At 55.3% G+C, this 24388-nt stretch carries 19 protein-coding genes; 9 read left to right on the top strand and 10 right to left on the bottom strand.

Annotation, left to right across the window (positions count from 1 at the left end):
* Positions 1–117: 117 nt before the first annotated feature.
* Both ACERY3_RS06875 and ACERY3_RS06870 read left to right on the top strand, forming a co-directional pair.
* Complete coding sequence (locus ACERY3_RS06875) at positions 118–2091, top strand: alkyl/aryl-sulfatase (RefSeq protein ID WP_373225328.1); 1974 nt, start codon at positions 118–120, stop codon at positions 2089–2091.
* 72 nt (positions 2092–2163) lie between these two features.
* Positions 2164–3270 (top strand): GGDEF domain-containing protein, encoded by a 1107-nt coding sequence (locus ACERY3_RS06870; RefSeq protein ID WP_048976926.1) that lies wholly within the window; start codon positions 2164–2166, stop codon positions 3268–3270.
* A 137-nt stretch (positions 3271–3407) separates the two neighbouring features.
* Here the strand turns inward: ACERY3_RS06870 and ACERY3_RS06865 are convergent, their stop codons facing one another.
* Complete coding sequence (locus tag ACERY3_RS06865; RefSeq protein ID WP_373225327.1) at positions 3408–4907, bottom strand: aldehyde dehydrogenase family protein; 1500 nt, start codon at positions 4905–4907, stop codon at positions 3408–3410.
* A 241-nt stretch (positions 4908–5148) separates the two neighbouring features.
* Between ACERY3_RS06865 and feaR the strand changes: the two genes are divergently transcribed.
* Complete coding sequence (feaR, locus tag ACERY3_RS06860) at positions 5149–6057, top strand: transcriptional regulator FeaR (RefSeq protein ID WP_033145415.1); 909 nt, start codon at positions 5149–5151, stop codon at positions 6055–6057.
* Here feaR and ACERY3_RS06855 read toward each other — a convergent pair whose 3' ends face one another.
* Genes ACERY3_RS06855 through ACERY3_RS06845 form a run of 3 tightly spaced genes read right to left on the bottom strand, consistent with a single transcriptional unit; the run spans position 6058 to position 9210 of the window.
* A complete protein-coding gene (locus ACERY3_RS06855; protein ID WP_028017556.1) occupies positions 6058–6375 on the bottom strand; it encodes a YdbL family protein in 318 nt (105 codons plus the stop codon).
* A 7-nt stretch (positions 6376–6382) separates the two neighbouring features.
* Positions 6383–6574 (bottom strand): YnbE family lipoprotein, encoded by a 192-nt coding sequence (locus ACERY3_RS06850; protein WP_014169918.1) that lies wholly within the window; start codon positions 6572–6574, stop codon positions 6383–6385.
* Complete coding sequence (locus ACERY3_RS06845) at positions 6571–9210, bottom strand: YdbH family protein (protein ID WP_373225326.1); 2640 nt, start codon at positions 9208–9210, stop codon at positions 6571–6573. The genes ACERY3_RS06850 and ACERY3_RS06845 overlap by 4 nt, the downstream gene beginning before the upstream one ends.
* 210 nt (positions 9211–9420) lie before the next feature.
* Here ACERY3_RS06845 and ACERY3_RS06840 point away from each other — a divergent pair, with 210 nt between their 5' ends.
* Complete coding sequence (locus ACERY3_RS06840) at positions 9421–10410, top strand: 2-hydroxyacid dehydrogenase (RefSeq protein ID WP_058840686.1); 990 nt, start codon at positions 9421–9423, stop codon at positions 10408–10410.
* Positions 10411–10429: 19 nt separating this feature from the next.
* On the opposite strand, the gene ACERY3_RS06835 is transcribed toward ACERY3_RS06840, so the two are convergent.
* A complete protein-coding gene (locus ACERY3_RS06835) occupies positions 10430–11638 on the bottom strand; it encodes an MFS transporter (RefSeq protein ID WP_047061728.1) in 1209 nt (402 codons plus the stop codon).
* 456 nt (positions 11639–12094) lie between these two features.
* Here ACERY3_RS06835 and ACERY3_RS06830 point away from each other — a divergent pair, with 456 nt between their 5' ends.
* Positions 12095–12766 carry an MgtC family protein gene (locus ACERY3_RS06830; RefSeq protein WP_058840687.1) on the top strand — a complete coding sequence of 224 codons (672 nt, stop codon included), beginning with the start codon at positions 12095–12097 and terminating at the stop codon, positions 12764–12766.
* Positions 12767–13010: 244 nt separating this feature from the next.
* Positions 13011–13445 carry a universal stress protein UspF gene (gene uspF / locus ACERY3_RS06825; protein ID WP_023292544.1) on the top strand — a complete coding sequence of 145 codons (435 nt, stop codon included), beginning with the start codon at positions 13011–13013 and terminating at the stop codon, positions 13443–13445.
* Between the two features lie 101 nt (positions 13446–13546).
* Here the strand turns inward: uspF and ACERY3_RS06820 are convergent, their stop codons facing one another.
* The 3 genes from ACERY3_RS06820 to dcp all read right to left on the bottom strand — a co-directional run bounded on the left by ACERY3_RS06820 (position 13547) and on the right by dcp (position 20164).
* Complete coding sequence (locus tag ACERY3_RS06820; RefSeq protein WP_058840688.1) at positions 13547–16129, bottom strand: EAL domain-containing protein; 2583 nt, start codon at positions 16127–16129, stop codon at positions 13547–13549.
* A gap of 302 nt (positions 16130–16431) precedes the next feature.
* Positions 16432–18054: a mechanosensitive ion channel family protein gene (locus ACERY3_RS06815; RefSeq protein ID WP_373225325.1), complete on the bottom strand. Its 1623-nt coding sequence runs from the start codon at positions 18052–18054 to the stop codon at positions 16432–16434.
* 76 nt (positions 18055–18130) lie between these two features.
* On the bottom strand, positions 18131–20164 hold the full coding sequence (gene dcp / locus ACERY3_RS06810) for a peptidyl-dipeptidase Dcp (protein WP_319875900.1): 2034 nt from the start codon (positions 20162–20164) through the stop codon (positions 18131–18133).
* Positions 20165–20306: 142 nt separating this feature from the next.
* Between dcp and ydfG the strand changes: the two genes are divergently transcribed.
* Together ydfG and ACERY3_RS06800 are read left to right on the top strand one after the other, a co-directional pair.
* Positions 20307–21053 (top strand): bifunctional NADP-dependent 3-hydroxy acid dehydrogenase/3-hydroxypropionate dehydrogenase YdfG, encoded by a 747-nt coding sequence (gene ydfG, locus ACERY3_RS06805; protein ID WP_023311558.1) that lies wholly within the window; start codon positions 20307–20309, stop codon positions 21051–21053.
* A gap of 91 nt (positions 21054–21144) precedes the next feature.
* Entirely contained in the window at positions 21145–21831 is a 687-nt protein-coding gene (locus tag ACERY3_RS06800; protein ID WP_023311557.1) for a GntR family transcriptional regulator, read from the top strand.
* A gap of 33 nt (positions 21832–21864) precedes the next feature.
* Here ACERY3_RS06800 and ACERY3_RS06795 read toward each other — a convergent pair whose 3' ends face one another.
* Positions 21865–22296: a universal stress protein gene (locus ACERY3_RS06795; protein ID WP_048980520.1), complete on the bottom strand. Its 432-nt coding sequence runs from the start codon at positions 22294–22296 to the stop codon at positions 21865–21867.
* A gap of 288 nt (positions 22297–22584) precedes the next feature.
* Here ACERY3_RS06795 and ydfZ point away from each other — a divergent pair, with 288 nt between their 5' ends.
* Positions 22585–22788: a putative selenium delivery protein YdfZ gene (gene ydfZ / locus ACERY3_RS06790; protein ID WP_014883679.1), complete on the top strand. Its 204-nt coding sequence runs from the start codon at positions 22585–22587 to the stop codon at positions 22786–22788.
* Positions 22789–22831: 43 nt separating this feature from the next.
* On the opposite strand, the gene ACERY3_RS06785 is transcribed toward ydfZ, so the two are convergent.
* Positions 22832–24295 (bottom strand): mannitol dehydrogenase family protein, encoded by a 1464-nt coding sequence (locus ACERY3_RS06785; RefSeq protein WP_373225324.1) that lies wholly within the window; start codon positions 24293–24295, stop codon positions 22832–22834.
* Positions 24296–24388: the final 93 nt, after the last annotated feature.

Here is a 24388-nt window from a genome sequence, read left to right as displayed (position 1 = left end):
CCACTCCCCGATTATAGTTATTTCTACCTCATATATTTCCATTGCATTTCTTGAACCACTTTTAGCCAGGACGCGAATTTTCCACAAGCGACGTAATACATCACTGAGAGGTTTAGGATGAAATTCAATTTGATCGTCAGGAGTCTTGCTCTGGCTGGACTTGTTATTTCCCTCAGTTCCGCGTATGCCGCAGAAGCCCCGAAGGATGCCACGACTGCAACGCAACAAGCCAATAACGCCCTGTTTAATCAGCTTCCTTTCTCCGACAACACTGATTTTACGAACGCCCATAAAGGCTTTATTGCACCGATTCCTCAGGAAATTATCAAAGGGGAACAAGGGAATGTCATCTGGGATCCACAGCAATATTCATTTATTAAAGAAGGCGATAAAGCACCGGACTCCGTTAATCCCAGCTTATGGCGTCAATCTCAGCTGATTAATATTAGCGGCCTGTTTGAAGTGACCGATGGCGTATATCAGATCCGAAATCTTGACCTGTCAAATATGACCATCATTGAAGGGAAAGAAGGTATTACCGTGGTTGACCCGCTGGTGTCGGCAGAAACGGCGAAGGTCGGGATGGATCTCTATTTTAAAAATCGCGGCAAGAAGCCTGTCGTCGCCGTTATTTATACCCACAGCCACGTTGACCACTATGGCGGCGTGCGCGGCGTGGTGGATGAAGCCGACGTGAAATCCGGCAAAGTGAAGGTCTACGCGCCAGCCGGGTTTATGGAAGCGGCCGTTGCCGAGAATATCATGGCGGGCAACGTGATGAGCCGCCGCGCCAGCTATATGTATGGCAACCTGCTGAAGCCCGATGCCAAAGGCCAGGTGGGTGCCGGTCTTGGGACAACGACCTCCGCCGGGACGGTCACGCTGATTGCCCCGACCAATATCATTGAGAAAGACGGGCAGAAAGAGGTTATCGACGGCCTGACCTATGATTTTATGCTCGCACCGGGATCCGAAGCACCATCGGAAATGCTCTGGTATATCGAAGAGAAAAAACTGATTGAATCCGCTGAGGACGTGACCCATACCCTGCACAACACCTACTCGCTGCGCGGGGCCAAAATCCGCGAGCCGCTGCCGTGGTCGAAATACATCAACCAGGCGATTGTGCGCTGGGGTGACAAAGCTGAAATCATCATGGCGCAGCACCACTGGCCGACCTGGGGCAACGAAAACGTCGTCAAGCTGCTGAAAAGCCAGCGCGATCTCTATCGTTACATCAACGACCAGACGCTGCGTATGGCGAACGAAGGGCTGACGCGCGACGAAATCGCAGCGAACTTCAAGCTCCCGGATTCACTGGCGCATACCTGGGCCAACCGCGGCTATTACGGTTCGGTGAGCCATGACGTAAAAGCCACCTATGTGCTGTATCTGGGCTGGTTTGACGGCAACCCGGCGACGCTGGATGAACTGCCGCCTGAAGAAGGCGCGAAGAAATTCGTGGAGTATATGGGCGGCGCGGATGCCATCCTGAGCAAGGCGAAAACCGACTTCGACCAGGGGAACTACCGCTGGGTGGCGCAGGTGGTGAGCAAAGTGGTCTTTGCCGATCCAAACAACCAGGCGGCACGCAGCCTGGAAGCGGATGCGCTGGAACAGCTTGGCTATCAGGCTGAATCCGGTCCGTGGCGTAACTTCTACCTGACCGGTGCGCAGGAGCTGCGTAACGGCGTGGTGAAAGGGCCAACGCCGAATACCGCCAGCCCGGACACGGTGCGCGCGATGACGCCAGAGATGTTCTTTGACTATCTGGCTGTCCATATCAACGGACAAAAAGCGGGTGACGCCAAATCGGTGTTTAACATCGACCTGGGCAGCGATGGCGGGAAGTACAAACTTGAGCTCGAAAACGGCGTGCTGAACCACACGGCGAACGCTGAAGCAAAAGAGGCGGACGCTACGCTGACGCTTAACCGTGACACGCTGAATAAAATCATCCTCAAGGAGGTGACGCTGAAACAGGCCCAGGACAGCGGAAATATTAAAATTACTGGCGACAGCGCGAAACTTGATGCCATGCTTAGCTATATGGACAAGTTTGATTTCTGGTTTAACATTGTGACACCGTAACGGTGCACGCAAAGGGCGGTTCGTCCGCCCTTTCCTGCTTCACGTGTTAGCCAGACAGGGTAAAAAGCGTCAATGGAAAAAAGAAAAAAACCGACACTTGAACGGGCAACCTGGCCAACGCGCCATGCTATGGTTATGCACGGGCTGGCGATGAACCTGCCGTGGCTGGCCTTCGTGAATATCAGCTTCGCGGTGATGATTCTGCTGCGACACGTTTTGCTTAATACCAGCGATCCCCTGTATCCCCATTCGCCGCAGCTGACGAGAATAGTTGATGCCTCCATGCTCGGTATTATCATCCTCTCCGCTGCGCTGATCCTGATGGCCTGGCGGCGCATCGCCGGCATCAGCGTGGTGTTGTTTATCTGCAGCGCCATCTGGTCGGTCTCCTGCTTCTGGTTTATCACCCAGCTGCTGCTCCCGCACGTCTGGCCGCTGTGCGTCATTTTATTACTCGCCGGCTTAACGGCGCTCTATTTTTATCCTGAAGGGCTACTCGCCTTTGTGCTCCCGCTCTGGATCACCCTGCCGGTAGCAAGCTGGATACGGAACGATGGCCTCAACCTTCACTTCATTGTTATCTGGAGCGTCTTTACGCTGATTCTGATTTGCGGACGTTTCATCCTGCTGAGCTGGTTTGACGAGGCCTGGCGACGTAACCAGCAAAATCAGCTATTGATCTCCAGGCTGGATGCGCTGGCGCATCAGGATCCGTTAACCAAAACCGCCAATCGCCGGAAAATGGAAGTGGTGCTGGAGAACGCGGTTGAGCAGAAAAAAACCTTCTCGGTGATTATGCTGGATATCGACTATTTCAAACGCTACAACGACACCTACGGGCACCAGGCGGGTGACGACTGCCTGACCCGCGTGGCGCGGGTGCTGAAGCAGTCGGTGCGCACGCCTGACGATGTGGTGTCACGCTACGGCGGCGAGGAGTTCGTGGTGATCCTGTTTAACTGCCCGGAAAACATCGCTGAAAAGGTGGCCTTACGCATTCAGGACGGCCTGCGTACAGAAGCTATACCGCACAGTGCGTCAACCGTTAGCGATCGTGTCACCGTGAGCATGGGGATTGCGAGCATGGCGGAGGGGTTAGCAGGCACCGAGATCATCGCCCGCGCCGATGCGGCGCTGTATCGGGCGAAAGAGACCGGGCGGGATCGGTGGTCGCTGTAAACATGTCGGGTGGCGGCTACGCCTTACCCGGCCTACAAAATTCGCCCGGTGCAGCCTGATGCCCTCACCCTGACCCTCTCCCACGGGAGAGGGAACAAACACAAAAAAGGCAACCTCCAGGTTGCCTTTTGCTTTTACTAGTAGCGCACGCACACCGATTTGGTTTCACACCAGCCGTCCAGCCAGTCCGGACCAAAGTCACGTCCGGTGCCGGACTGCTTCATGCCGCCGAACGGCAGGTTGGCGTCAATCAGCGTATGGCTGTTCACCCAGACGGTGCCCGCCTGCAGCCGGTCGGTATATTCCAGCGCCTTGCTGATATTCTGCGTCCAGACGCTGGCCGTCAGGCCATACTCGCTGTCGTTTGCCTGCTGGAGCGCCTCTTCCCCGTCGGCGACGCGTACCAGGTTGACCACCGGTCCAAACACCTCTTCGCGGGTCAGGCGCAGTGAGGCATCCGGGTTCACCACCAGCGTAGGCGAAACGTAATAGCCTTTGCCTTCCGGCCCCCGGTTACCGACGATCAGCTCCGCGTTGAGCGACTTCGCTTCATCAAGGAAGGTCTGCACCTTGTCGCAGTGCGCGCGCGACACCAGCGGGTTGATAAACGCCTCCGGTGACATGCCCGGCCCGACGCTCAGGGATTTCACCGCCTGCTCAAACCCGCTGACCAGCGTGTCAAACAGCGGCGCTTCAATATAGATGCGCGAGCTCGCCGCGCACACCTGCCCCTGGTTCAGGAAGCTGCCGGTCATCAGGCCTTCGATCACCCACGCCGGGTCTGCGTCTTTTAGTACGATGGCCGGGTTTTTCCCGCCCAGCTCCAGAGTCACCCCGGTTAGCGTGTCCGCCGCCGTGCGGGCAATTTGCTTACCCGTCGCCGTTGAGCCGGTAAAGCTCACCTTTGCAATATGCGGATGCGAGGTCAGCGCTGCGCCGCACACCGCGCCGCTCCCGGTCACCACGTTGAACACTCCGTCCGGAATGCCCGCTTCGCTTGCCAGTTCCGCCACGCGCAGCATGGTCAGCGGCGTGGTCTCTGAGGGCTTGATGACAATAGAGCAGCCCGCGGCCAGCGCAGGCATCACTTTCCACATCCCGATCATCAGCGGGAAGTTCCAGGGCACAATCCCGGCCACCACGCCAACCGGCTCCTTACGCGTCCACGCCTGATAGCGGGCGCCCTGCGGCAGCGGAATGGAAAGGTCGAGGGTCTTACCCGAAATTTTGGTGGTCAGCCCGGCGGTATAGCGCATCCAGTTCAGGGTGCAGCCGACTTCAAACATGCGGGAAATGTTGATGGATTTGCCCTGCTCCAGCGTTTCAAGCTGGGCCAGCTCCTCGCTGTGCTGTTCGACCAGATCGGCGAAATGAAGCAGGATCCGCTCGCGCTCCGCCGGCAGTTTTCCGGCCCAGCTGCGGGCGACAAACGCGCGCCAGCCGGACATGACGGCACGATCAACGTCATCGACGCTGGCATCGGCAGTCGAGGCAATGACCTCGCCCGTGGCCGGGTTGAAGACGTTCAGCCGTTTTTCACTGTCCGACGCGGCCTGACGCCCTTCAATCCACAGGCCATGCTGTCGGTCTAAAAATTGTTGTACGGCAGGCTGAATGGCCACCTGTGATTCAGACATAGGATACTCCTTCGTTATTCTTCGCAGGGTGTCCATCCAGTCTAAGTGGGGTTTTGCGTTCGCGCTTTTGTCTCTGTGACATTCGCTTTGCCACCTGTGACAGGCTCCGCAAATCGCGATAATTGCCGCTTATATCGCTGTTACCGGTGAGTGTTCTTTCCTATAGTCAGCCTCATAGCTCTGACAAAATGCAACACAAATGCAACAATGCGAAAACGTTGACGGTGCAGTGAGAGAAACGATGGCGTGTGCAAGCGAGCAGGAACAGTATCAGCAGTGGCTGGCGCAAATTAACCAGGTTTGCGGGCGTTTTAACGCGCAGCCCACCGGGGGGAAATTCTTCGGCGAGCTGGAGACCAGCTATGCGCGCAGCCTGAAGCTCAGCACCGTGACCGCAGGCGGCGTTAACCTGTTCCGCTCCCGTCAGGAGATCGCTCAGAGTAACGATGCCTGGTTCTATACCGTGTTCCAGCTCGAAGGCAGCGCGGAAATTGAGCAGGATGACCGTCGCGCGCTGCTCAGAACCGGTGATATCACGCTGATTGACGCGTCACGTCCCTGCTCGATCAACTGGCGGGAAAAATCCCGCCAGATTTCGCTGCTGGTTCCCCGTCAGATTATTGAGCAGCAGTGTCGCTTCCAGGAGATAAGCTGCGCGACCGCCCTTTCCCGCACCTTGCCCACGGTACAGCTGAGCCATCGCCTGCTGATGGAGAGCATGAGCAATGCCGACCTGAGTGACCGGGAGAGCGAAGCGGCTCTCGAGGCGATGATCTGTCTGCTGCGCCCCGCTTTCCAGCAGCGTGAAATCATTCAGCCGCGCAAGGAGCGCCAGTTCCAGCATGTGGTGGCGCTGATTGACGATCATATTCAGTCTGAATCGCTGCGCCCGGAATGGATTGCCGCCGAGAGCGGCATGTCCGTGCGCAGCCTTTACCGCATGTTTGCCGAGAAGGGGCTGGTGGTGGCGCAGTACATCAAAAACCGTCGTCTGGATCTCTGCGCGCAGGCACTGCAATCTACCGGTGATGATGAAAAGCTGGCGGGCATTGGCTACAGCTGGGGGTTCACCGACCATAGCCATTTTTCAACGGCGTTTAAGCAGCGTTTTGGCGTTTCGCCGGGTGAATACCGCAGGCGCTACCGCTAACTACTTTTTGAGCCATTTTCCGTTAATGCCCTTCACGTATTCGCCCGGCTGCGCGCGGGCAACCAGTTTCTGACCGGCCATTTTAGCCACTTCATCGACCGGCAAATTATTGCTGTCGGCCAGCTTCTGGTAGTTTTCCGTGCGCGCCGCATTGATACGATTGACCAGCGCCAGCGTTTCCGCGTCCTGTTGAATTGGGGCAAGATAGCCGCTGAGGGTTTCCCCCACGCGCCCCTGCGCCCGGGCATCGTTTAAGGTCAGCGCAGCCGCCTGCACGTTCATCCCCAGTGCCAGTAAAATGAGAGCTAATCGTTTCATGGCATCCTCAGAACAGATCGCTGCGCGATTTCAGCAGGGTTTCAACGTCTTTATCGACCTTAATATGGATCTCATGTTCGATTTTGACATTCATATTAATTGTAATCGGCTCCTTTGGCGCAGCGACTTCAATGCGCGGCGTACAGCCGGTCAGTAGCGCGGCAACGGCAACGGTGAGCACACCAGCCATCTTTTTCATTGTTGTTCCTCACTTTCCTTGCCAGTCAAACTGCGGGGAGCAGGTATCGCCGCATGTTGCTCAAACCAGGTTTGCAGGTTGTCCCCAAAGCGCAGGCTGCGCCAGAGGGTAAAGACATTCTCATCATGGGTATAGTTCAGGTTGACGGAGCTGCTTTTGCCATCCACCCGGCTGGTCCCCTTGATGGTCGCCTGCATGGTTAATTCACCCAGATTATCTAAATTGATTCTCGTCCACGAACGCGAAATTTCCATATAGCGGAGCCAGTTAATCGCGGCGCCCGCCACCATATTATCTTTCACGATGGCGTCTGCCGTATCTTTGTCGATGCGCAGCGTCATTGGCCCCGGGTTGGTCAGCCAGCCATCTTTAATGATCCATTTTTCATTGTCCAGCCAGAACGGCAGCGCCCCGCTCACCGGCCCTGACATGGCAAACTGTTTCGGATTAACGGCGCTAATCAGCTCGCTCGAAGAGATATTGTCCACGCGCAGCAGGGCCGGATCGTGCTGCGGCATCCGCAGCTGCTGCATGGTGATTTTCCCGCCGAGGGTTTCCACCTTCACGTTGGTGAGGAGCAGCGGATTGTCCTCCGTCCAGGGATAATCCCCCTGTAGATCGGCGGTAATGTTGCGCGCGGTCACCAGGTTTTCCACTTCGCCTATGCGCAACGTGACCGGACCGCGCGTGCCGAGAGACCAGGTACCCTCGCTGAAGCGGAACGGCAGCACAAAATCGACGCCGTTAATCTGGTTATCCGGCATCCAGGCGCTGCCGGATTTCAGCACGCCGTGCCCACCGGCCTCAAAGCCCTGATCGGCCGCCGCCGAGAAGGCGACCTGCGCGTAAAGCTCCCCGTCGCGCAGCGTCATTTTCCAGTCAGGCGGGATCAGCGGCTGGAAGACGGTGAGCGACTGTTTTGGCCACCAGGCCTGCCCGCGAAGGCGCACGCCGTCCCAGCGTCCGTTCACCTGTACCGGACCGATTTTGTCCGCATGGAGGTCGCCCTTGAACTGAAAAATGGTCGGGTCGGTGCCGTCGACGCTGAAGGTCAGGACCGAGGGCGGCAACGCGCTGCCGCCGGAGAAACGGGTTTGCCCTGCGTTGAGCGACAGCGCGCCGCTGAAGGCCGGTTTTTCGGGGTCACGCAGCCAGCGCACCGGTTGATCCAGCACCAGACGCGGCTTGCTGACCTCCATCGTGCCGTACTGGAGCTTGTCAAAACCGGTGGAGAGCGCCGTCAGCTCAATAAGATTGTCGCGCCACTCGCCTTTCCCGGCGACATCCCAGCGGGCATGCATCGGCGTGAAACCGCCTTTCCCCCAGTAGCGCCACTGCCACAGGCCGTTATCAGGTAAAAAGTCGTTGGCCTGGCCGTCCAGGTGGAGTTCAAAATCGCCCATCTGGTTTTCATGGGCGCGCAGAATCGCCTGTAAACGACCGTCCACGCCCTTCTGCGTCAGCTTCACGCCCGCCAGCGGCCAGCGGATTTCATCGATATCGAGTGAGTCAATGATGCGCCCGCGCGAGCGGAGCAGCGCGCCCGGCTCAAAGGCCAGCTGCGGTTCATACAGGCTGCCGGTCAGCGTGGCGGGCAATTTTGCGTAAAGAATGAGATCGTTTTGCTTCGCCTCGCCGCTCAGATGCAGGGGCATGTCGCTGTTTTCCATGCTGAGCCTGCCGGGCCCAATGTTCAGTACCGCGTTGCCTTTCCCCGCGTCACCCTGGGTAAGCACATTCAGCCGTCCGGTCAGGGTGGTGTTATCCAGCCCCTGCTGCCAGTTGTCGGCGCGAAGGGACACCCGCCCGCTCAGCGGCATACCCGAGAGATCCCAGTTCCAGCGCCCGTCGCTGATGTTCAGCTGCTGCGCGGTGATCTGCCACGGCAGGTCAAGCAGCGGATCGGGGTTGTCCCGCGCCATCACCACCAGCTGTCCCTGATTGTCTTCCCAGTCCAGATCGGCATCGACCAGAGACGTCAACTGTGGCACGTTAAAGGTCGCGACCGCGTGGCCCTTCACCGGCACGCCATCCGGTACCAGCGGCAAGGTAAACTCGCCCACCAGCTTAATCGGCTGCGGCTGGTCCGGGAGCTGGACATCGAACTGGCTGACCGAGAGCGTCTGACCGCGAAGCGTGCCTTTAATGCTGACCTGCTCGCCTTTATAGGCGATCTCCTGAATGGACGGCGTCAGCGACGCATGCAGCTCGCCCTGCCACTGCTGCCAGGGCGACAGCGTCAGACGGTGAACCGTGATCCAGGTATTGGGTAATACCGCCTGCCACTGTGCCAGCGTTTTGGGGGCGACCGTTGAGGGTGCAGACTGGGGAATTTTGCTCAGACAGGCGGAGTTAAGATCCAGCGCACCGATATCCAGCTTCCAGCGGCTCGGATGTGACAGCGTCACGTTATCGATGCGGGCAATTTCGCAGTCTTCAACCAGATAGCGAAGATCGGGGATCACCAGCGCGTGGCGGGTAAGTTTCGGACTCTCTTCGAAAGCGATGCGCGTCCCGACGGGCAGCCAGATCCCGGCGAGCGTTGGTACCCACTGGGCGAGCGTCATCAGCAGCGTCAGCGGCAACAATATGAACAGCAGTAAAAGCGCAAGAGCGGCTTTGTATTTACCCTTCATGGGCAGTTAATATCCTGATTTAGCGAAAGATTTAAGCCGGCAGTGCCGATCATTGTCGCATGTTTAGCCAGTCAGTTGAAGGGAATGCCATTTTTAAGGATAGATGCTCTAGAATAATTGATAGAACTTATTGAATTCAATAATATTTTAGAAATTGTAAGATAATTTTAATCATGCTAACGTGAATGCAAAATCACTGGAGAAAGTCTTATGAAACTCGCGGTATATAGCACAAAGCAGTACGACAAAAAGTATCTGCAACATGTTAACGAGGCTTACGGGTTTGAGCTTGAATTTTTCGACTTTCTGCTGTCCGAAAAAACCGCCAAAACGGCGCACGGCTGTGAAGGCGTCTGCATTTTTGTTAACGACGACGGCAGTCGTCCGGTGCTGGAAGAGTTGAAAAAACAGGGGGTGAAATATATCGCCCTGCGCTGCGCGGGCTTTAATAACGTGGACCTCGACGCGGCGAAAGAGCTGGGTCTGAGGGTGGTGCGCGTCCCGGCGTACTCCCCGGAAGCGGTCGCGGAACATGCAATTGGCATGATGATGTCGCTCAACCGTCGTATTCACCGCGCTTATCAGCGCACCCGTGATGCCAACTTCTCTCTGGAAGGGCTGACCGGCTTTACCATGTACGGCAAAACCGCGGGCGTGATCGGCACCGGTAAAATTGGCGTCGCCGCCCTGCGCATTCTGAAAGGCTTCGGCATGCGTCTGCTGGCGTTCGATCCGTACCCGAGCGCCGCTGCGCTGGAGCTGGGCGTGGAATACGTCGACCTGCCGACCCTGTTCTCCCAGTCTGACGTGATCTCCCTGCACTGCCCGCTGACGCCGGAGAACTACCACCTGCTTAACCAGGCGGCGTTTGACCAGATGAAAGATGGCGTGATGATCATCAACACCAGCCGCGGCGGGCTGGTTGACTCTCAGGCCGCTATCGAAGCGCTGAAAACCCAGAAAATTGGGGCGCTGGGGATGGACGTATACGAGAACGAACGCGATCTGTTCTTTGAGGACAAGTCGAATGATGTGATCCAGGACGACGTGTTCCGCCGCCTGTCAGCCTGCCATAACGTGCTGTTTACCGGACACCAGGCGTTTCTGACTGCCGAAGCGCTGATCAGCATTTCAGAAACCACGCTGGGTAATCTGCAGCAGCTGGAAAAGGGCGAAGCGTGCCCTAACGAACTGGCGTAAGCGTGACGCCGGGTGGCGGCTATGCCCCACCCGGCGTACTGTCAGTTTCCCAGGTCCGGTGCGCAAAGCACCACCAGAGCAGGACGGCCACCAGCGCAATCGCGCTCAGAACACTGAATGCCGTGGCAAATGAGTAATGACCGGCAATCGTGCCGGTTAACGCCGGGCTCATGGATGCCCCTACCCCCTGCATCAGCATCACCACGCTCTGCCCGGCATTGACGTGCCCGCTCCCGCGCAACAGCACCACGATAAACGACGGTACCGCGACGCCCAGGATCCCTGCGGCGAGCCCGTCGAGAATTTGTACCGGGATCATCATGAGCGGCGCGTCCGTAGACGCCGCCAGCGCTGCGCGCACCGGCATCACCAGCAGCGCCAGCATAATTAAGCGCCAGTAGCCGTAGCGGTCTATTCGGTGGGCGACCCAGATGGCGACTGGGATCATCACGGCCTGAGAGATGATAACGGTGCCCGCCGCGTACAAACCAGGGTTGATCGAGGCGGGCGCGGCGGCCACCCTCATGCTCAGCATCGGCAACAGCGCGGCGTTCGCCAGGTGAAACAGCAGCAGCGTCAGTCCGGTCACAAACAGCGCCCGGTTTTTAATCAGCACGGCAAAGCCGGGAACCGGCAGGCTCGCTGAGGAAGAGAGTCCCCTCGCCGCGTCGTTATCGATATCCCCGTTGCGAATGGCAAGCAGCGCGCAGAGCGTTAACAGCGTCGTACAGGTCATCAGCAGGAAAATCCCGCCGACGCCCCAGTACCACGCAATGCCCCCTGCAATCAGTGCGGTAACAAAGTTGCCGCCGTGATTGAACGCCTCATTTTTGCCCATCTGCGCGCTGAACCCGCTCTGGCCGGTCAGCCCCAGGGTAATCCCGGCGATCAGCGGCCCGACAAACGCCGCGCAGATACCGGAGACAATTTGCGAAACGGCGACAACAGCGCTCTGCTGGCTAAACCAGAGCAGGAGCGTGCTAAGAGTGATGAGCAGGCACACTAGCGCCAGCACGGTCCGCTTGCTGCGGGAGGTGTCGGTGATGAATCCCGCCGGCAGCGTGGCCAGTAATCCCGCCAGCCCACCGGCCGTCATCAGGATGCCGATATCATCGGGAGCCCAGTGGCGTTCGGTCAGAAAAATACCGAGAAAAGGACCGAGGCCATCGCGGACATCCGCGATGAAAAAACTTGTCAGGCATAATGCCCGCAGCGAACGAAGAGACATACTTCCTGCCTTTGTCTGTTATCGCCTGTAAAAAAGGAAATGTAGTATAGCGGGTATTTTTTAAAATCAGATGACGTCTTAAAAAATATACCTTGCGAACTTAAACAATTCATAACGGAGGCTGTTTTTTCGCTTTACTCATTATCGCCCCTGACTATACTGGCAATAAATTTTCACAGGAGTCCTTCGTTGGAAAGTTATTTTATTGTTGATACGAAGGTAAGCTAGCGCGATTTCCTCGCTGCTTACCTGAAACGGTGGGCAGCAATCCTCTTTAAGCGATTGTATCCCGAAATAGCAAAACCACTCAATTTGTGGGGCATCGCATGTTCATGTTTACACATTCACTCTTTCCGCCACCGTCGTCCTGACACGTTTAGCATTTAAACGGCGTTATGATGTGCTTAGCAAAGCACTGACGCTTATTATTTAATAACGTTAACAGGCGACAGGCTGATGTTCCCTTATATCTCTCATCTGCTCGCAGCGATGCTGCTGGGCGCAATTATTGGCGCGGAAAGACAGTGGCGCCAGCGTATGGCCGGACTTCGTACTAATGCACTGGTTGCCACGGGTGCGGCAGTGTTCATTTTAAGTTCGGTATCGACTTCTCCTGATAGCCCGGGGCGTATCGCAGCGCAGATCGTCTCCGGAATCGGCTTTCTTGGCGCTGGCGTCATTATGCGTGAAGGAATGAATATTCGTGGTTTGAACACCGCCGCAACGCTGTGGTGCTCGGCCGGAATTGGCGTACTGTGCGGATTAGGCCAGTTCTGGAATGCCGCCATGGCCAGCCTAATTATTCTCTGCGCTAACATATTGCTTCGCGAAGCCGCGCAGCGAATTAATCAACTGCCCGTGCTCCATGAAGGCGAAAAATGCTATGTACTTAAAATCACCTGCAATGATGAGCATGAAGATGCGGTGCGGCAGAGCGTTGTAAATATGGCGAAAGAGTTGACGTTAAGTCTGAAAGCGATTTATTCCGCTACGGCGCAAGCAGAAGGTAAAACCGAAATTCGGGCGGAGGTGATGACCCGGGAGGAATACCAAAAATTACTCGATCTGATTATGGGGAATATGGGCGGGAATAAAATTATCGCGTCCGTCAGCTGTCACGCAATATGAACAAGGTACCGGGCATTGCGCCCGGTTGAGGCTTTGGCGTTTTGCAGAAACGGACCGTGACGCGAAGAGATTCATCCCCGAATGCCCCTGTTCGTTGTCACGCCACGTTGACGAGATCACGGGCAGGTTCGACTGTACGCCTATCACATAACCGAAATTTGTCCCCGTTATGACAGCTTGCTCTCTGTTTTCCTGAAATTAACGGTCTACCCTGAATTGTGTGAAAAACACTCAGGAGGGACAAATGTATAATTCAATTTTGGTTCCAATTGACATTTCGGAGGATAGCCTGACGCACATGGTTATCCCCTTCGTTCAGGCACATACAGCACTTAACACAGCTAAAGTTCACTTTCTTACCGTCATTCCATCGCTTCCGTATTATTCATCATTAGGTTTGGCCTATTCGGTTGAAATGCCGAAGCTGAAAGAGTTCCAGCACGCGGCCTTAGCGAAGCTGGATGAAATTGTTAAGCAATTCAAAATTCCTCCAGACAAGATACAGACTCACGCCGTGACGGGATCTCCAAAGGATCAAATCCTTAAGCTCGCTGACACGATCGATGCCGACCTGATTATCATCGCTTCCCACAAACCTGACATATCGACGTATCTGTTGGGTTCGAACGCTGCAGCAGTGGTTCGGCATGCGAAATGCCCTGTCCTGGTCGTAAGATAGAAAGCGGCGTTTACGATCGTGGATACGAACGGAGAGCGGATAACAAAAACCGGGCGAGAAGCCCGGTTTTTCATTTGCGCTTTCCTGAGTGAAAGCGCTATTTAGAGATTTACTCTGTTGGCGTTTAAATTTAAGTCCGTAATGGCGGCCGGTTTTCCAAGCAGGTAGCCCTGAACTTCATCACATTTATTTTTTTTCAGAAAAGACAGCTGTTCGACGGTCTCCACCCCTTCTGCGGTTACCGCCATGGAATAGGCTTTCCCCAGGTCGATAATTTTCTCCACGACTGACTGGTTCTGCGGCGAGTCACCGAGGGTAAAAATAAAGCTCTTGTCGAGCTTAAGCCCGTCAAACTGAAACTTCCGCAGATAGCTCAGTGAGGCATAGCCGGTACCGAAATCGTCAATCAGAATGCGGACGCCCATTCTTTTGAGAGACTTCATGGTCTGCAAGGTTTTTTCCGGGTCGGAAAGCGTAACGTTTTCAGTGACTTCAATTTCCAGCCGGTTGGGTTCAAGCCCCGTTTCGTGAAGGATCTCTTTTATTCTTTCGGCAAGATCGCTTGCCTGGAATTCGATAGCAGAAATATTGACGGAGACCGATAATCCCGGCAATTTGTCTTTCGTCTCCGTACAGGCTTTGCGTATGACCCAGTTGCTCAGGCTAATAATCAGCCCGGTTTCTTCTGCCAGCGGGATAAACTGATCGGGCATTATGGTCCCCCGAGCCGGGTGCTGCCAGCGTACCAGCGCTTCGACGGCCTCAATTTTAGAATACCGGAGGTTATAACGCGGCTGGTAAACCAGGTAGAGCTGTTCTTCGCGAATTGCGGTCTTGAGTTCTAATTCCAGTTTCCTGCGTTCGGTCAACTTTTCCGACATATCCGGGCGATAATAGACCCATCGGTTTCTGCCGGATTGTTTCGCCTGATACAGCGCAATGTCCGCATAGCGCAGAAGATCGTTTGCGCTGCTGCTATCCCGGGGAGCCAGCGCAATGCCCATGCTTACGCCTATCGCTACATCATTGCCCTCAATGGCGAAAGGACGGTTAAGTTCTTGCACGATACGACGACACACCTCCTCAATCTGGTCTTGCTGGCTGGTGTTGCCGAGGAGAAGCATAAATTCATCCCCTCCCTGCCGTGCGACAAAATCACCCCGACGAACGCAATTTTTAAGACGTGAAGCGACCTCGCCAAGCAGGGCATCGCCGGTGGAGTGCCCGAAAATATCATTGACGGGTTTAAACTTGTCTAAATCAAGGCAAATCATGGCAAACGGATAACGGTTAAGGTCTTCTTTCGCCAACTGGCCAGCCAGAAATTCCTTAATATGATACCGGTTCGGCAGACCGGTTAATTCATCATGGCGTGACAAGAACTCCACGCGTTTTGTTGCTTCAACTTCCTGAGAGACGTCGGTTGCCGCGCCTCGCAACACCACCGTTCCATCAGGCTGAGCAGAAAATTTTGCCAGAAGCGTGCAATATGACGTGGTTTGTTGCGCGTGAGTATAAGGACAGTTTTTAAATTCAAAGCGTTCGGTTAAGTCCCGCCGCCTGGCGCAGTCATGTGATAATCCGCCTGTCGCCGGAAAGAGTTCATCTAACCTGCGGCCTATCCATTTGCTATTTTCATATCCCGTTATTGTAGAAAAACGCCCCGATAGCCACGTTATCCTTAACGATAAATCTGTTTCCCAGAACCAGTCGCTGGTTGTTTCACTGACGTCCCGGAATCGTTTTTCACTTGTAATAAGATTCAACCGCGCCTGCTCGAGGAGAAACGTATTTTCGTCAAGCATTCTCGCCTTGTGCATAATATGGCGCATTAATATCACCGTCATCGATACCGTCAGAACGACGGAGAGAATGAGCAATGGCAAAAAATAAATTATTAACGCCTGGCCGGGATTTTCACCGTCCCAGATAATTTGCACATCCCCATTTTGGGTGCTTAAGGTAAATTCCGTCTGATTCTTTATTTGAGAAGTGGCTGTATCAGGTGAAGTACGAACGTTCTGGATGCCGTCATCCTGCCCAATCGTGAGGAGTTTTTTAGCCGTTAACTTGTCTATAAACACCATTGTCGACGGTTTTCCGGGCATGGTTTGCACGCTCGCATCATCGCCCGTCGTTATCCATTGCGCAGAAACAATGGCCGGCACGGAATCGATAAGCGCTAGCACAGAAACCGGCACTCCCTTTTTTATACTCAACTCATGGAGTAAACGGTCTTTGGTTGATTTGTCTAACCAGCGCTCCAGCTCCTGAAGCTTCAGCTTCCCGTCAACCACGCTGTATCGCGTGCTCCCTTCCGGAGAGAGAACAAACACCCCTTCGTAGCCAAAGTTGTCATACAGGGACTTACCCAGGTTCTGCTTATCCCATGCCCAGTGAACGTCATTGTTCAGATGAAGATGTTTGTAGGCATCTCCCCACTCGGCATTGTCTTTCAAATGACTTCGCATGCTCTCCTGGCGGGTCTCCAGGGCTTTCCTTAACAAAAATTCATCGTGCTTGTCGCTGATTTCATTAACATTATCTTTTATTATTAGCAGGGAAATTATTGCCGCACAAAAAATACTTATCAACAACGTTACAATATAAGTAAAGGTTTTATTTATCAGGCCTTTAGAAGGCTCGGTATCCGTGAAGCTCGGATTGTTCAGAGGTAGGGTCATCTTTCGCCTTCTTAACTGCTACTGCGTCGATTTTTATGCCACTTTCATTTATCGGCACAAAATAACAAAAATTTATAGCTAAAAACCTGAGGCTAAAGAATATTTAATTTTTCCAATTCAGATCAAATTATTAATCATTAACTAACTTACAGCTTAAAGGTTGTTAATAAGATATATTGCCTGGTGTAATTTTTAACTCAGCGTTTATCTTTAAAAAAGAATGTACATACTCCATAAGTATAACTATTTTACCGGGCTCGCTGTCACTCCGTTATATTGAGACCTGATATCAGGTCTCAGTTTTATTCATCCCGCTTCGGCGAGGCTGCGGGGGCGGCATACCAGTTTTCTTTCGCCACCATTACGCTTTCTTCAGGCTGCATGACAAAGTTTGGCGACATGATCTGGACATTGAATTCGTTGAACACATCCTGAATGTGAGTGAAGAGCTCATTTCGCGCGACGGCTAGCGACGTATCAGGTCTCAGCGTGACCTGCAGTTCATAGGCTATGTACCAGTCCATCAGCGCCAGTTGCCGCACCAGGGGCGGAATCGTAAGGTCAACGCACTGAGTCCGCTTCGCGGCCAGCTCAAGCATGGCATGGACCTGCCGCCAGGGTGTGTCGTACCCGATGGTGACGCTTACGGTTAGGTTGATGCTGCCATCGTTATTTTGCGCGCTGAGGTTCGTTATCTTGCCACTCACCACGACGGCATTGGGTACGGTAACGATATAGTTTTCTCGCGTAATAATTTTGGTGGCGAGCATACCAATTTCACTCACCTTACCTTCGTTATCCGCGATTCGTATCACATCGCCTTTGCGCAGCGCGCGCGAGTAAATCAGCACCAGACCACTCATGGCATGATTCATCACGCCTGCCGATCCCAGGGTCAGCATCAGACCAAAAAATACGCTTATGCCTTTAAAGGCCAGCGAGTTTGCACCCGGTAAAAAGGGATAGGCCGCAGAGAGCGCGAACAACCACACCATCACGGAAATAAGTTTTCGCGTCGCGCCGACGGTTTCCGGATGAAGGCCCGGTAACTGTAGACGCCCGGCCTCAACCTGATTGAGGATCACTTTTAGAAGTTTAAGGATTAATGCGGTAATGAAGAAAATGATAAGAACAATCGACAATCCTGGTAATGCGGACGCCATCGCTAAGGCAATCTGTCGTATGACATGCCACGACCAGTCACCTAATGATGTTGCCCAGACGCGCGTCCAGGGGAAAAGGCTAAAGGCCCAGCTAAGCCAACCATAAAAAGCTAAAATCACCACAAAACACATCAGCAAGCCATAAAGACGGGCTTCAATGACGCCTGTAAATCGCCGCCAGTTTTGAGGTATCCAGCTTCGTTTCTCTGCTACCCTGCGGCGATAATATCCTCTCACCCATTTCCAGGAACGCAACGCCACATAACTCAGCATCAACCATGTCAGGAAACCGGCCGCGGTCTTCGCAGCGGAAAGCGCAAGCCACTGCGTATCATATTGGTCGCGAAGCGAGATGCGCTGCGCTTCCATTCGCGCCAGGACACGTTGCGCTGCCTGGTCTAAGGTCAGATCGTCCCCTTCGTCCAGATCCGATTCGGTCAGCAGCATGACCGGCTTAGCGTTCATTACGAACAGTCTGCCTTGCTGGTTGTAGCGCGTGACAGGAATGATTTTCAGCGGTTCACGAACATCTTCCTGCGTGAAATTTCGCAAGGTATCCCGAATGCGTAATACGCGTTCTTCTGGCGTGGTGAAACCGAACTTCGCCTGCAGCATAACGATGGGCTGATGGAAAATATAAACCGTCCGCGCACGTTCTTGTTCCGTAGGTTCGAGCCGGGGTTCAGCCGATATGGCGCTGAATGAGAGAAAGAAGACCGAGACGATTAAAGAGCTTATCAGAGATAGCACTACTTTGTTCATGTCTACCATCCAGAGCAGTCACGCCATCGTTTAAAACCGGGCTTCGCGCCCGGTTCTGTTTTCTGCCCAAAGGGCTCTATTCGCTCAACCCGCGATTTTCCAGCATCGGTTCAATCTTCGGATCGTGCCCGCGCCACTGCCGATAAAGTTCTGCCAGATCCGTGCTGTTACCACGGGACAAAATCGCCTCGCGGAATTTTTGCCCGTTTTCACGAGTCAGGCCGCCCTGTTCAACAAACCACTGATAGCCGTCGTCCGCCAGCATTTGCGTCCACAGGTAGGCGTAATATCCCGCCGCGTAACCGCCGCCGAAAATATGGGCAAAATAGCTGCTGCGATAGCGCGGCGGTACGGCGGGCAGATCCAGCCCCTCTTTTTTCAGTGCTGCCGCTTCAAACGCGTCTACGCTCGAAACGGCTTCGCTAATCCCGTGCCAGTTCATGTCCAGCAGCGCGGCAGCCAGCAGCTCCGTCATGTCATAACCCTTGTTGAAATGGGTCGCCTTGAGCATGCTTTCCCGCAGCGCGTCCGGCATCGGTTCACCGGTTTCGTAATGGCGGGCGTAGTGGGTAAACACCTGCGGATGACTGGCCCAGTGTTCGTTGATCTGCGACGGGAATTCAACGAAATCGCGCGGCGTATTGGTCCCGGAAAGCGTGGCGAAACGCTGGCTGGCAAACAGACCGTGCAGCGTATGGCCGAACTCGTGGAACAGGGTGATCACGTCATCCCAGGAGAGAAGCGCAACGCCGCCGTTAGCCGGTTTCTGGTAGTTACAGACGTTGTAGATCGCCGGACGGGCGGCAAGCTCGAAGGATTGCTCGACGAAATTCCCCATCCAGGCCCCGCCCTGCTTGGAATCGCGGGCAAAGAAGTCGCCGTAAAACAGCGCCATGCCCTCACCGGTGTGGTCGAAAATTTCCCAGACGCGGACGTCCGGGTGATACACCGGAATATCGAAGCGCTCCACAAAGCGGATGCCAAACAGCTGGCTTGCGGCCCAGAATACGCCGTCGTGCAAAACGGTATTGAGCGCAAAATAGGGTTTGATTTGCGATTCATCGAGGGCATATTTTGCCTGACGCACGCGCTCGGCATAAAAGGCCCAGTCCCAGGCCTGCGCGGTGAAACCGCCCTGCTCGTCATCAATGACTTTCTGAATATCGGCCTGCTCGCGCTCTGCCCGGGCGCGGGCGGCGGGCACAATGCCGCGCATAAATTCCAGCGCGGCGTCCGGGGTTTTCGCCATCTGGTCGGCGATACTCCAGCTGGCGTAATCGTCAAATGCCAGCAGGCGGGCCTGCCGGGCGCGCAGCCCCGTAAGGCGGAGGATCAGCTCGCGAGTGTCGTTTTCATCCCCTTTCTGGGTGCGCGTCCAGCCTGCGTTGAACAGGTTTTCGCGGGTCTGACGATTGCGCAGTGCGGAAAGCGCGGGCTGCTGAGTCGTGTTCAGAAGCGGGATCAGCCAGCGGTCGTTTAACCCTCGTTCCGCGGCAGCCTGCGCCGCGTCGGCGATCTCGCTGGCGCTGAGCCCGTCAAGCTGGTGCGCGTAATCCACCACCAGCCCACCCGTCTTATCGGCAGCCAGCAGACGCTGATTGAACTGGCTGGTCAGGGTCGCCGCCTCGGTATTCAGCGCTTTCAGCTCGGCTTTTTCCGTTTCATTGAGACGCGCACCGGCGAGAATAAACCGCTGATACGTCTCCTCGACCAGCCGGCGGGATTCGGCGTCCAGCGCGGCACGGTCCTGCCAGACGCTCTCCACGCGGGCGAAAAGGGTGTCATTCAGCCAGATGTCGTTTGCCAGCGCGGCAAGCTCGGTGGAGAATTGCTCCTCAAGCTCCTGCAGGTACGCATTGGTGTGCGCGGAGGTCATAGCGAAGAACACGCTGCTGACGCGCGAGAGCATGGCGCCGCTTTTCTCCAGCGCCAGCACGGTGTTGGTGAAGTCCGGCGCAGCGGTTTGGGACACAATGGTGTCTACGTCCGCCCGCTTCTGGCGAAGCGCTTCATCGAAGGCCGGGCGATAGTGGCTATCGTTAATTTCATCAAAATGGGGGGCCTGGTAAGGCAGCAGGCTGATGTCAAAAAAGGGATTCGTGGCCGTCATCTTTCACTCCTGAGTACGGGTATCCTCCCAGAGTAGGCCAGGCCGCCATCCCCTGCAACGCCGTCATACAAATGTTGCCTTAACGCACCCTCTGCGGCCGTGCTATGTTAGTACAACACAAAAAGCGTTGAGGAACAGTGAGATGATTATTTTAGTTACCGGGGCAACGGCAGGTTTTGGTGAAAGCATCACGCGTCGCTTCGTCGCCAACGGGCACAAGGTTATTGCCACGGGCCGTCGTCAGGAGCGCCTGCAGGAGCTGAAGGACGAATTAGGCGACAGCATCCTGACCGCGCAGCTGGACGTGCGTAACCGCGCGGCCATTGAAGAGATGATTGCCAACCTGCCCGCCGAGTGGCGCGCCATCGACGTGCTGGTCAACAATGCCGGTCTGGCGCTGGGCATGGAGCCCGCCCACAAAGCCAGCGTTGAAGACTGGGAAAACATGATCGACACCAACAACAAAGGGCTGGTCTATATGACCCGCGCGGTGCTGCCGGGCATGGTCGAGCGCAACCGCGGCCACATTATCAACATCGGCTCCACCGCCGGAAGCTGGCCTTACGCGGGCGGCAACGTCTATGGCGCAACGAAGGCGTTTGTGCGCCAGTTCAGCCTTAACCTGCGTACCGACCTGCACGGCACCGCCATTCGCGTTACCGATATCGAGCCGGGCCTGGTGGGCGGCACCGAGTTTTCCAACGTGCGTTTCAAAGGCGATGACGCGAAAGCGGGCAAAACCTACGAAAATGCTAACGCGCTGACGCCGGAAGATGTGACCGAAACGGTCTGGTGGGTGGCGACGCTGCCGAAACACGTCAACATCAATACCGTAGAAATGATGCCCGTCAGCCAGAGTTTTGCCGGACTTAGCGTCCATCGTGGCTAAATCTGCCCTTCCCGGCCTGCGGGCCGGGTCTGTTTCGGGTTATAAAAGAATGGTAGTATGTTCAGGTTAACTCTCTGAGAAATGACAACTCATGGCCGCTGAATCGCAACTCAATCCCACCCAGCCCGTTAACCAGCAAATCTATCGCATTTTGCGACGTGATATTGTCCATTGCCTGATCCCACCGGGAACGCCGCTTTCTGAAAAAGAGGTGTCTGTGCGTTTTGACGTTTCCCGTCAGCCGGTACGTGAAGCGTTTATTAAGCTTGCTGAAAACGGACTGATTCAGATCCGCCCGCAGCGCGGCAGCTACGTGAACAAAATTTCACTCTCTCAGGTACGCAACGGCTGTTTCGTTCGCCAGGCCATTGAGTGCGCGGTGGCGCGCCGTGCCGCAACGCTTATCAACGACAACCAGTGTTACCAGCTTGAGCAGAACCTGCACCAGCAGCGTATTGCGATTGACCGTAAGCAGCTCAATGATTTCTTCCAGCTTGATGATGAATTCCACCAGAAGCTGGCGCAGATCGCGGATTGTCAGCTGGCCTGGGACACCATCGAGAACATCAAGGCCACCATTGACCGCGTGCGATACATGAGCCTCGATCACGTCTCCCCGCCGGAAATGCTGCTCCGACAGCATCATGATATTTTCAGCGCGCTGGAAAAACGCGACCCGGACGGTGTGGAAAAAGCGATGACGCTGCATCTGCAGGAAATTAGCGAATCCGTGCAGCTGATTCGTCAGGAAAATAGCGAGTGGTTTAGCGAAGAATAATATTCGCCGCCCCTTTCGGGTGCGGCGACCTGATTAACGAACGACTAACACCGGGATCGTGGCGTAGCGCAGAATAGATTCCGCATTTGAACCCAGCAGATGCGTGGTGATGCTCGGATTTTTCGACCCGATGACAATCGCATCATATTTCCCCTCCTTGCTCAGCTTGATAATTTCATCCCGGACGTTGCCAAAACGCACCATGCTGTGAATATTCTCAGGGGCAATATCGAACAGTCTTTTTAACTCGTTCATTTTCTTGCCGGATTCTGCGGTCATATACTCTTCAAATTTTTTAATATCGGCGTTGAACCCGCGCAGCAGAGACCGGCTGCTGGCAGGCAGAATATTGACCAGGGTAATCGACGCGCCCTCAGCCTTCGCAAGGCTTGCCGCGTGGCGAACCGCTTTGTCGCTCAAATCCATTTCAAACACGTCTACAGGCATCAAAATGTTCTTATACATAAGCCTGACTCCTTATTCCGATGAAAGGGTTATTTCCTGCAAACAGGATGACATCAGAAATATAAACCAACCCTCAACGCTTCCCTGTCGAAACTATCAATTAATGAAAATAACGGTCCACTTTGTAAATTACCGTCCTGAACCGTCAGCGCCGGACGGAATAAAGAAAAAAGTGTGAGTTTGATCAAAAACAAAAACATGAAGCGCGGACAGGCGTATTTATATGCCCCGTGAACGGCATAACCCGAAATAGCGCCGTAACGAACAGGTTAGAGAGGAGAAAATACCATGATGACATACGACCGTAACCGCAATGCAATCACCACCGGCAGCCGCGTCATGATTAGCGGCACGGGCAAAACTGGCGTGATTAAAGCGATCCACAGCGACGGGCTGGATGCCGCGCAGGTGCGCCGCAGCAAAACGGTTGAAGTGGAAGGATGCGAAGGTAAGTTCGAGCCGATTGAGCTGATTCGCCTGGGAATGCACTAAGCTATCCGCAGACATGCCGCCGCGCGCGGCGGCATGTGCTGAACTACCGTTGAGACGCGTACTGCGCGACGGTCGCTTTAGCGCCCTTTTGCAGCAACGACCGGTACGCGGCCATCACCGCAGCCACAAAGCGCGGCTCCTGCGGTAACTCGTTACCAAAGATGGCCTCAATGCCGAGCAGCGCGTTAACCCGGCTTTCGCCTTCCGCACTTCCGTTCACCGCCGCCTGAATCACCGCCAGCTGCGGATCGCTCACGTCAATGGCGTTACCCTGCTCGTCCACGCCGCCGACATAACGCATCCAGCCAGCCACCCCCAGCGCCAGCAGCGGGAAAGGTTTCTGGTGCACCAGGTGCCAGCGCACGGAGTCCAGCATACGCTGCGGGAGCTTCTGGCTGCCGTCCATCGCGATTTGCCATGTCCGATGGCGCAGGGCCGGGTTGCTGTAGCGGGCAATCAGGAGATCGGCATAGCGACCTAAGTCAACGCCCTTCACTTTCAGCGTGGGCGCCTGCTCGTTAAGCATCAGCGCGTGCGCGGCGAGGCGGTAGTTCTCATCTTCCATACAGTCGTTGATATGCGGGTAGCCGGCCAGATAGCCCAGGTACGCCAGGAACGAGTGGCTGCCGTTGAGCATGCGCAGCTTCATCTCCTCAAACGGGATCACGTCTGACACCAGCTCGGCACCGGCTTTTTCCCACTCGGGACGTCCTGCCACAAAGTTATCTTCGATCACCCACTGGCGGAACGGTTCACAGGCGACCGCCGCCGGGTCACGCACGCCGGTCAGCTGCTCAATTTTATCCAGCGTATCGGGCGTGACCGCCGGCACGATGCGATCCACCATGGTTGACGGGAAGGTGACGTTAGCCTCGATCCAGTCCGCCAGCTCGCCGTCTACGGCCCGGGCGTAAGCGCAGGTCACATTGCGCATCACGTGGCCGTTCTCCGGCATGTTGTCGCAGGACATCACGCTAAACGCGGGCAGACCCGCCGCTTTGCGACGCGCCAGCGCTTCCACCACCACGCCCGGCGCGGATTTCGGCTGGTGCGGGTTTTGCAGGTCGGCGACGATAAACGGGTGATCGAGCATCAGTTGTCCGGTCGCCGGTGAATGGCAGTACCCTTTCTCGGTGATGGTCAGCGAGACAATCGCCACCTGCGGTTCGCACAACGCCGCCAGAACGCTTTCCAGCCCGTCAACCTGCGCATGCAGCGCTTTTTTAACCACGCCAACTACGCGGGATGTCCATGCGTCGGCAGACATCTCCGCCACGGTGTAGAGGTTATCCTGCGCCTTCAGATCGGCAATATGCTGCTCGCCGCCAATCAGGTTAACCTCACAGTAGCCCCAGTCGCTGCCGTGCTCGGCCGCGAGAATGTCGGCGTACACCGCCTGATGCGCGCGGTGAAATGCGCCGAAGCCTAAATGTACAATGCGTGCTTTAAGGCAGTCGCGATCGTACTGAGGCAGCGTCGCGTTGGCCTGTAATAAGGTGTTTTCCATGATTAAGACTCGTTAATTAGAAAGTCGTGGACCGCTGCCGCTCCTCTGAAGCGGCGGCGCCTGCTGACTACACCAACTAGAATGGCAGTTGGT

The organism is Enterobacter cloacae complex sp. ESBL7, assembly GCF_041679625.1.
GTDB lineage: Bacteria > Pseudomonadota > Gammaproteobacteria > Enterobacterales > Enterobacteriaceae > Enterobacter > Enterobacter asburiae_B.
The sequence above is the reverse complement of the archived record's forward strand: the minus strand, read 5'-3'. Positions and strand labels throughout refer to the sequence as shown.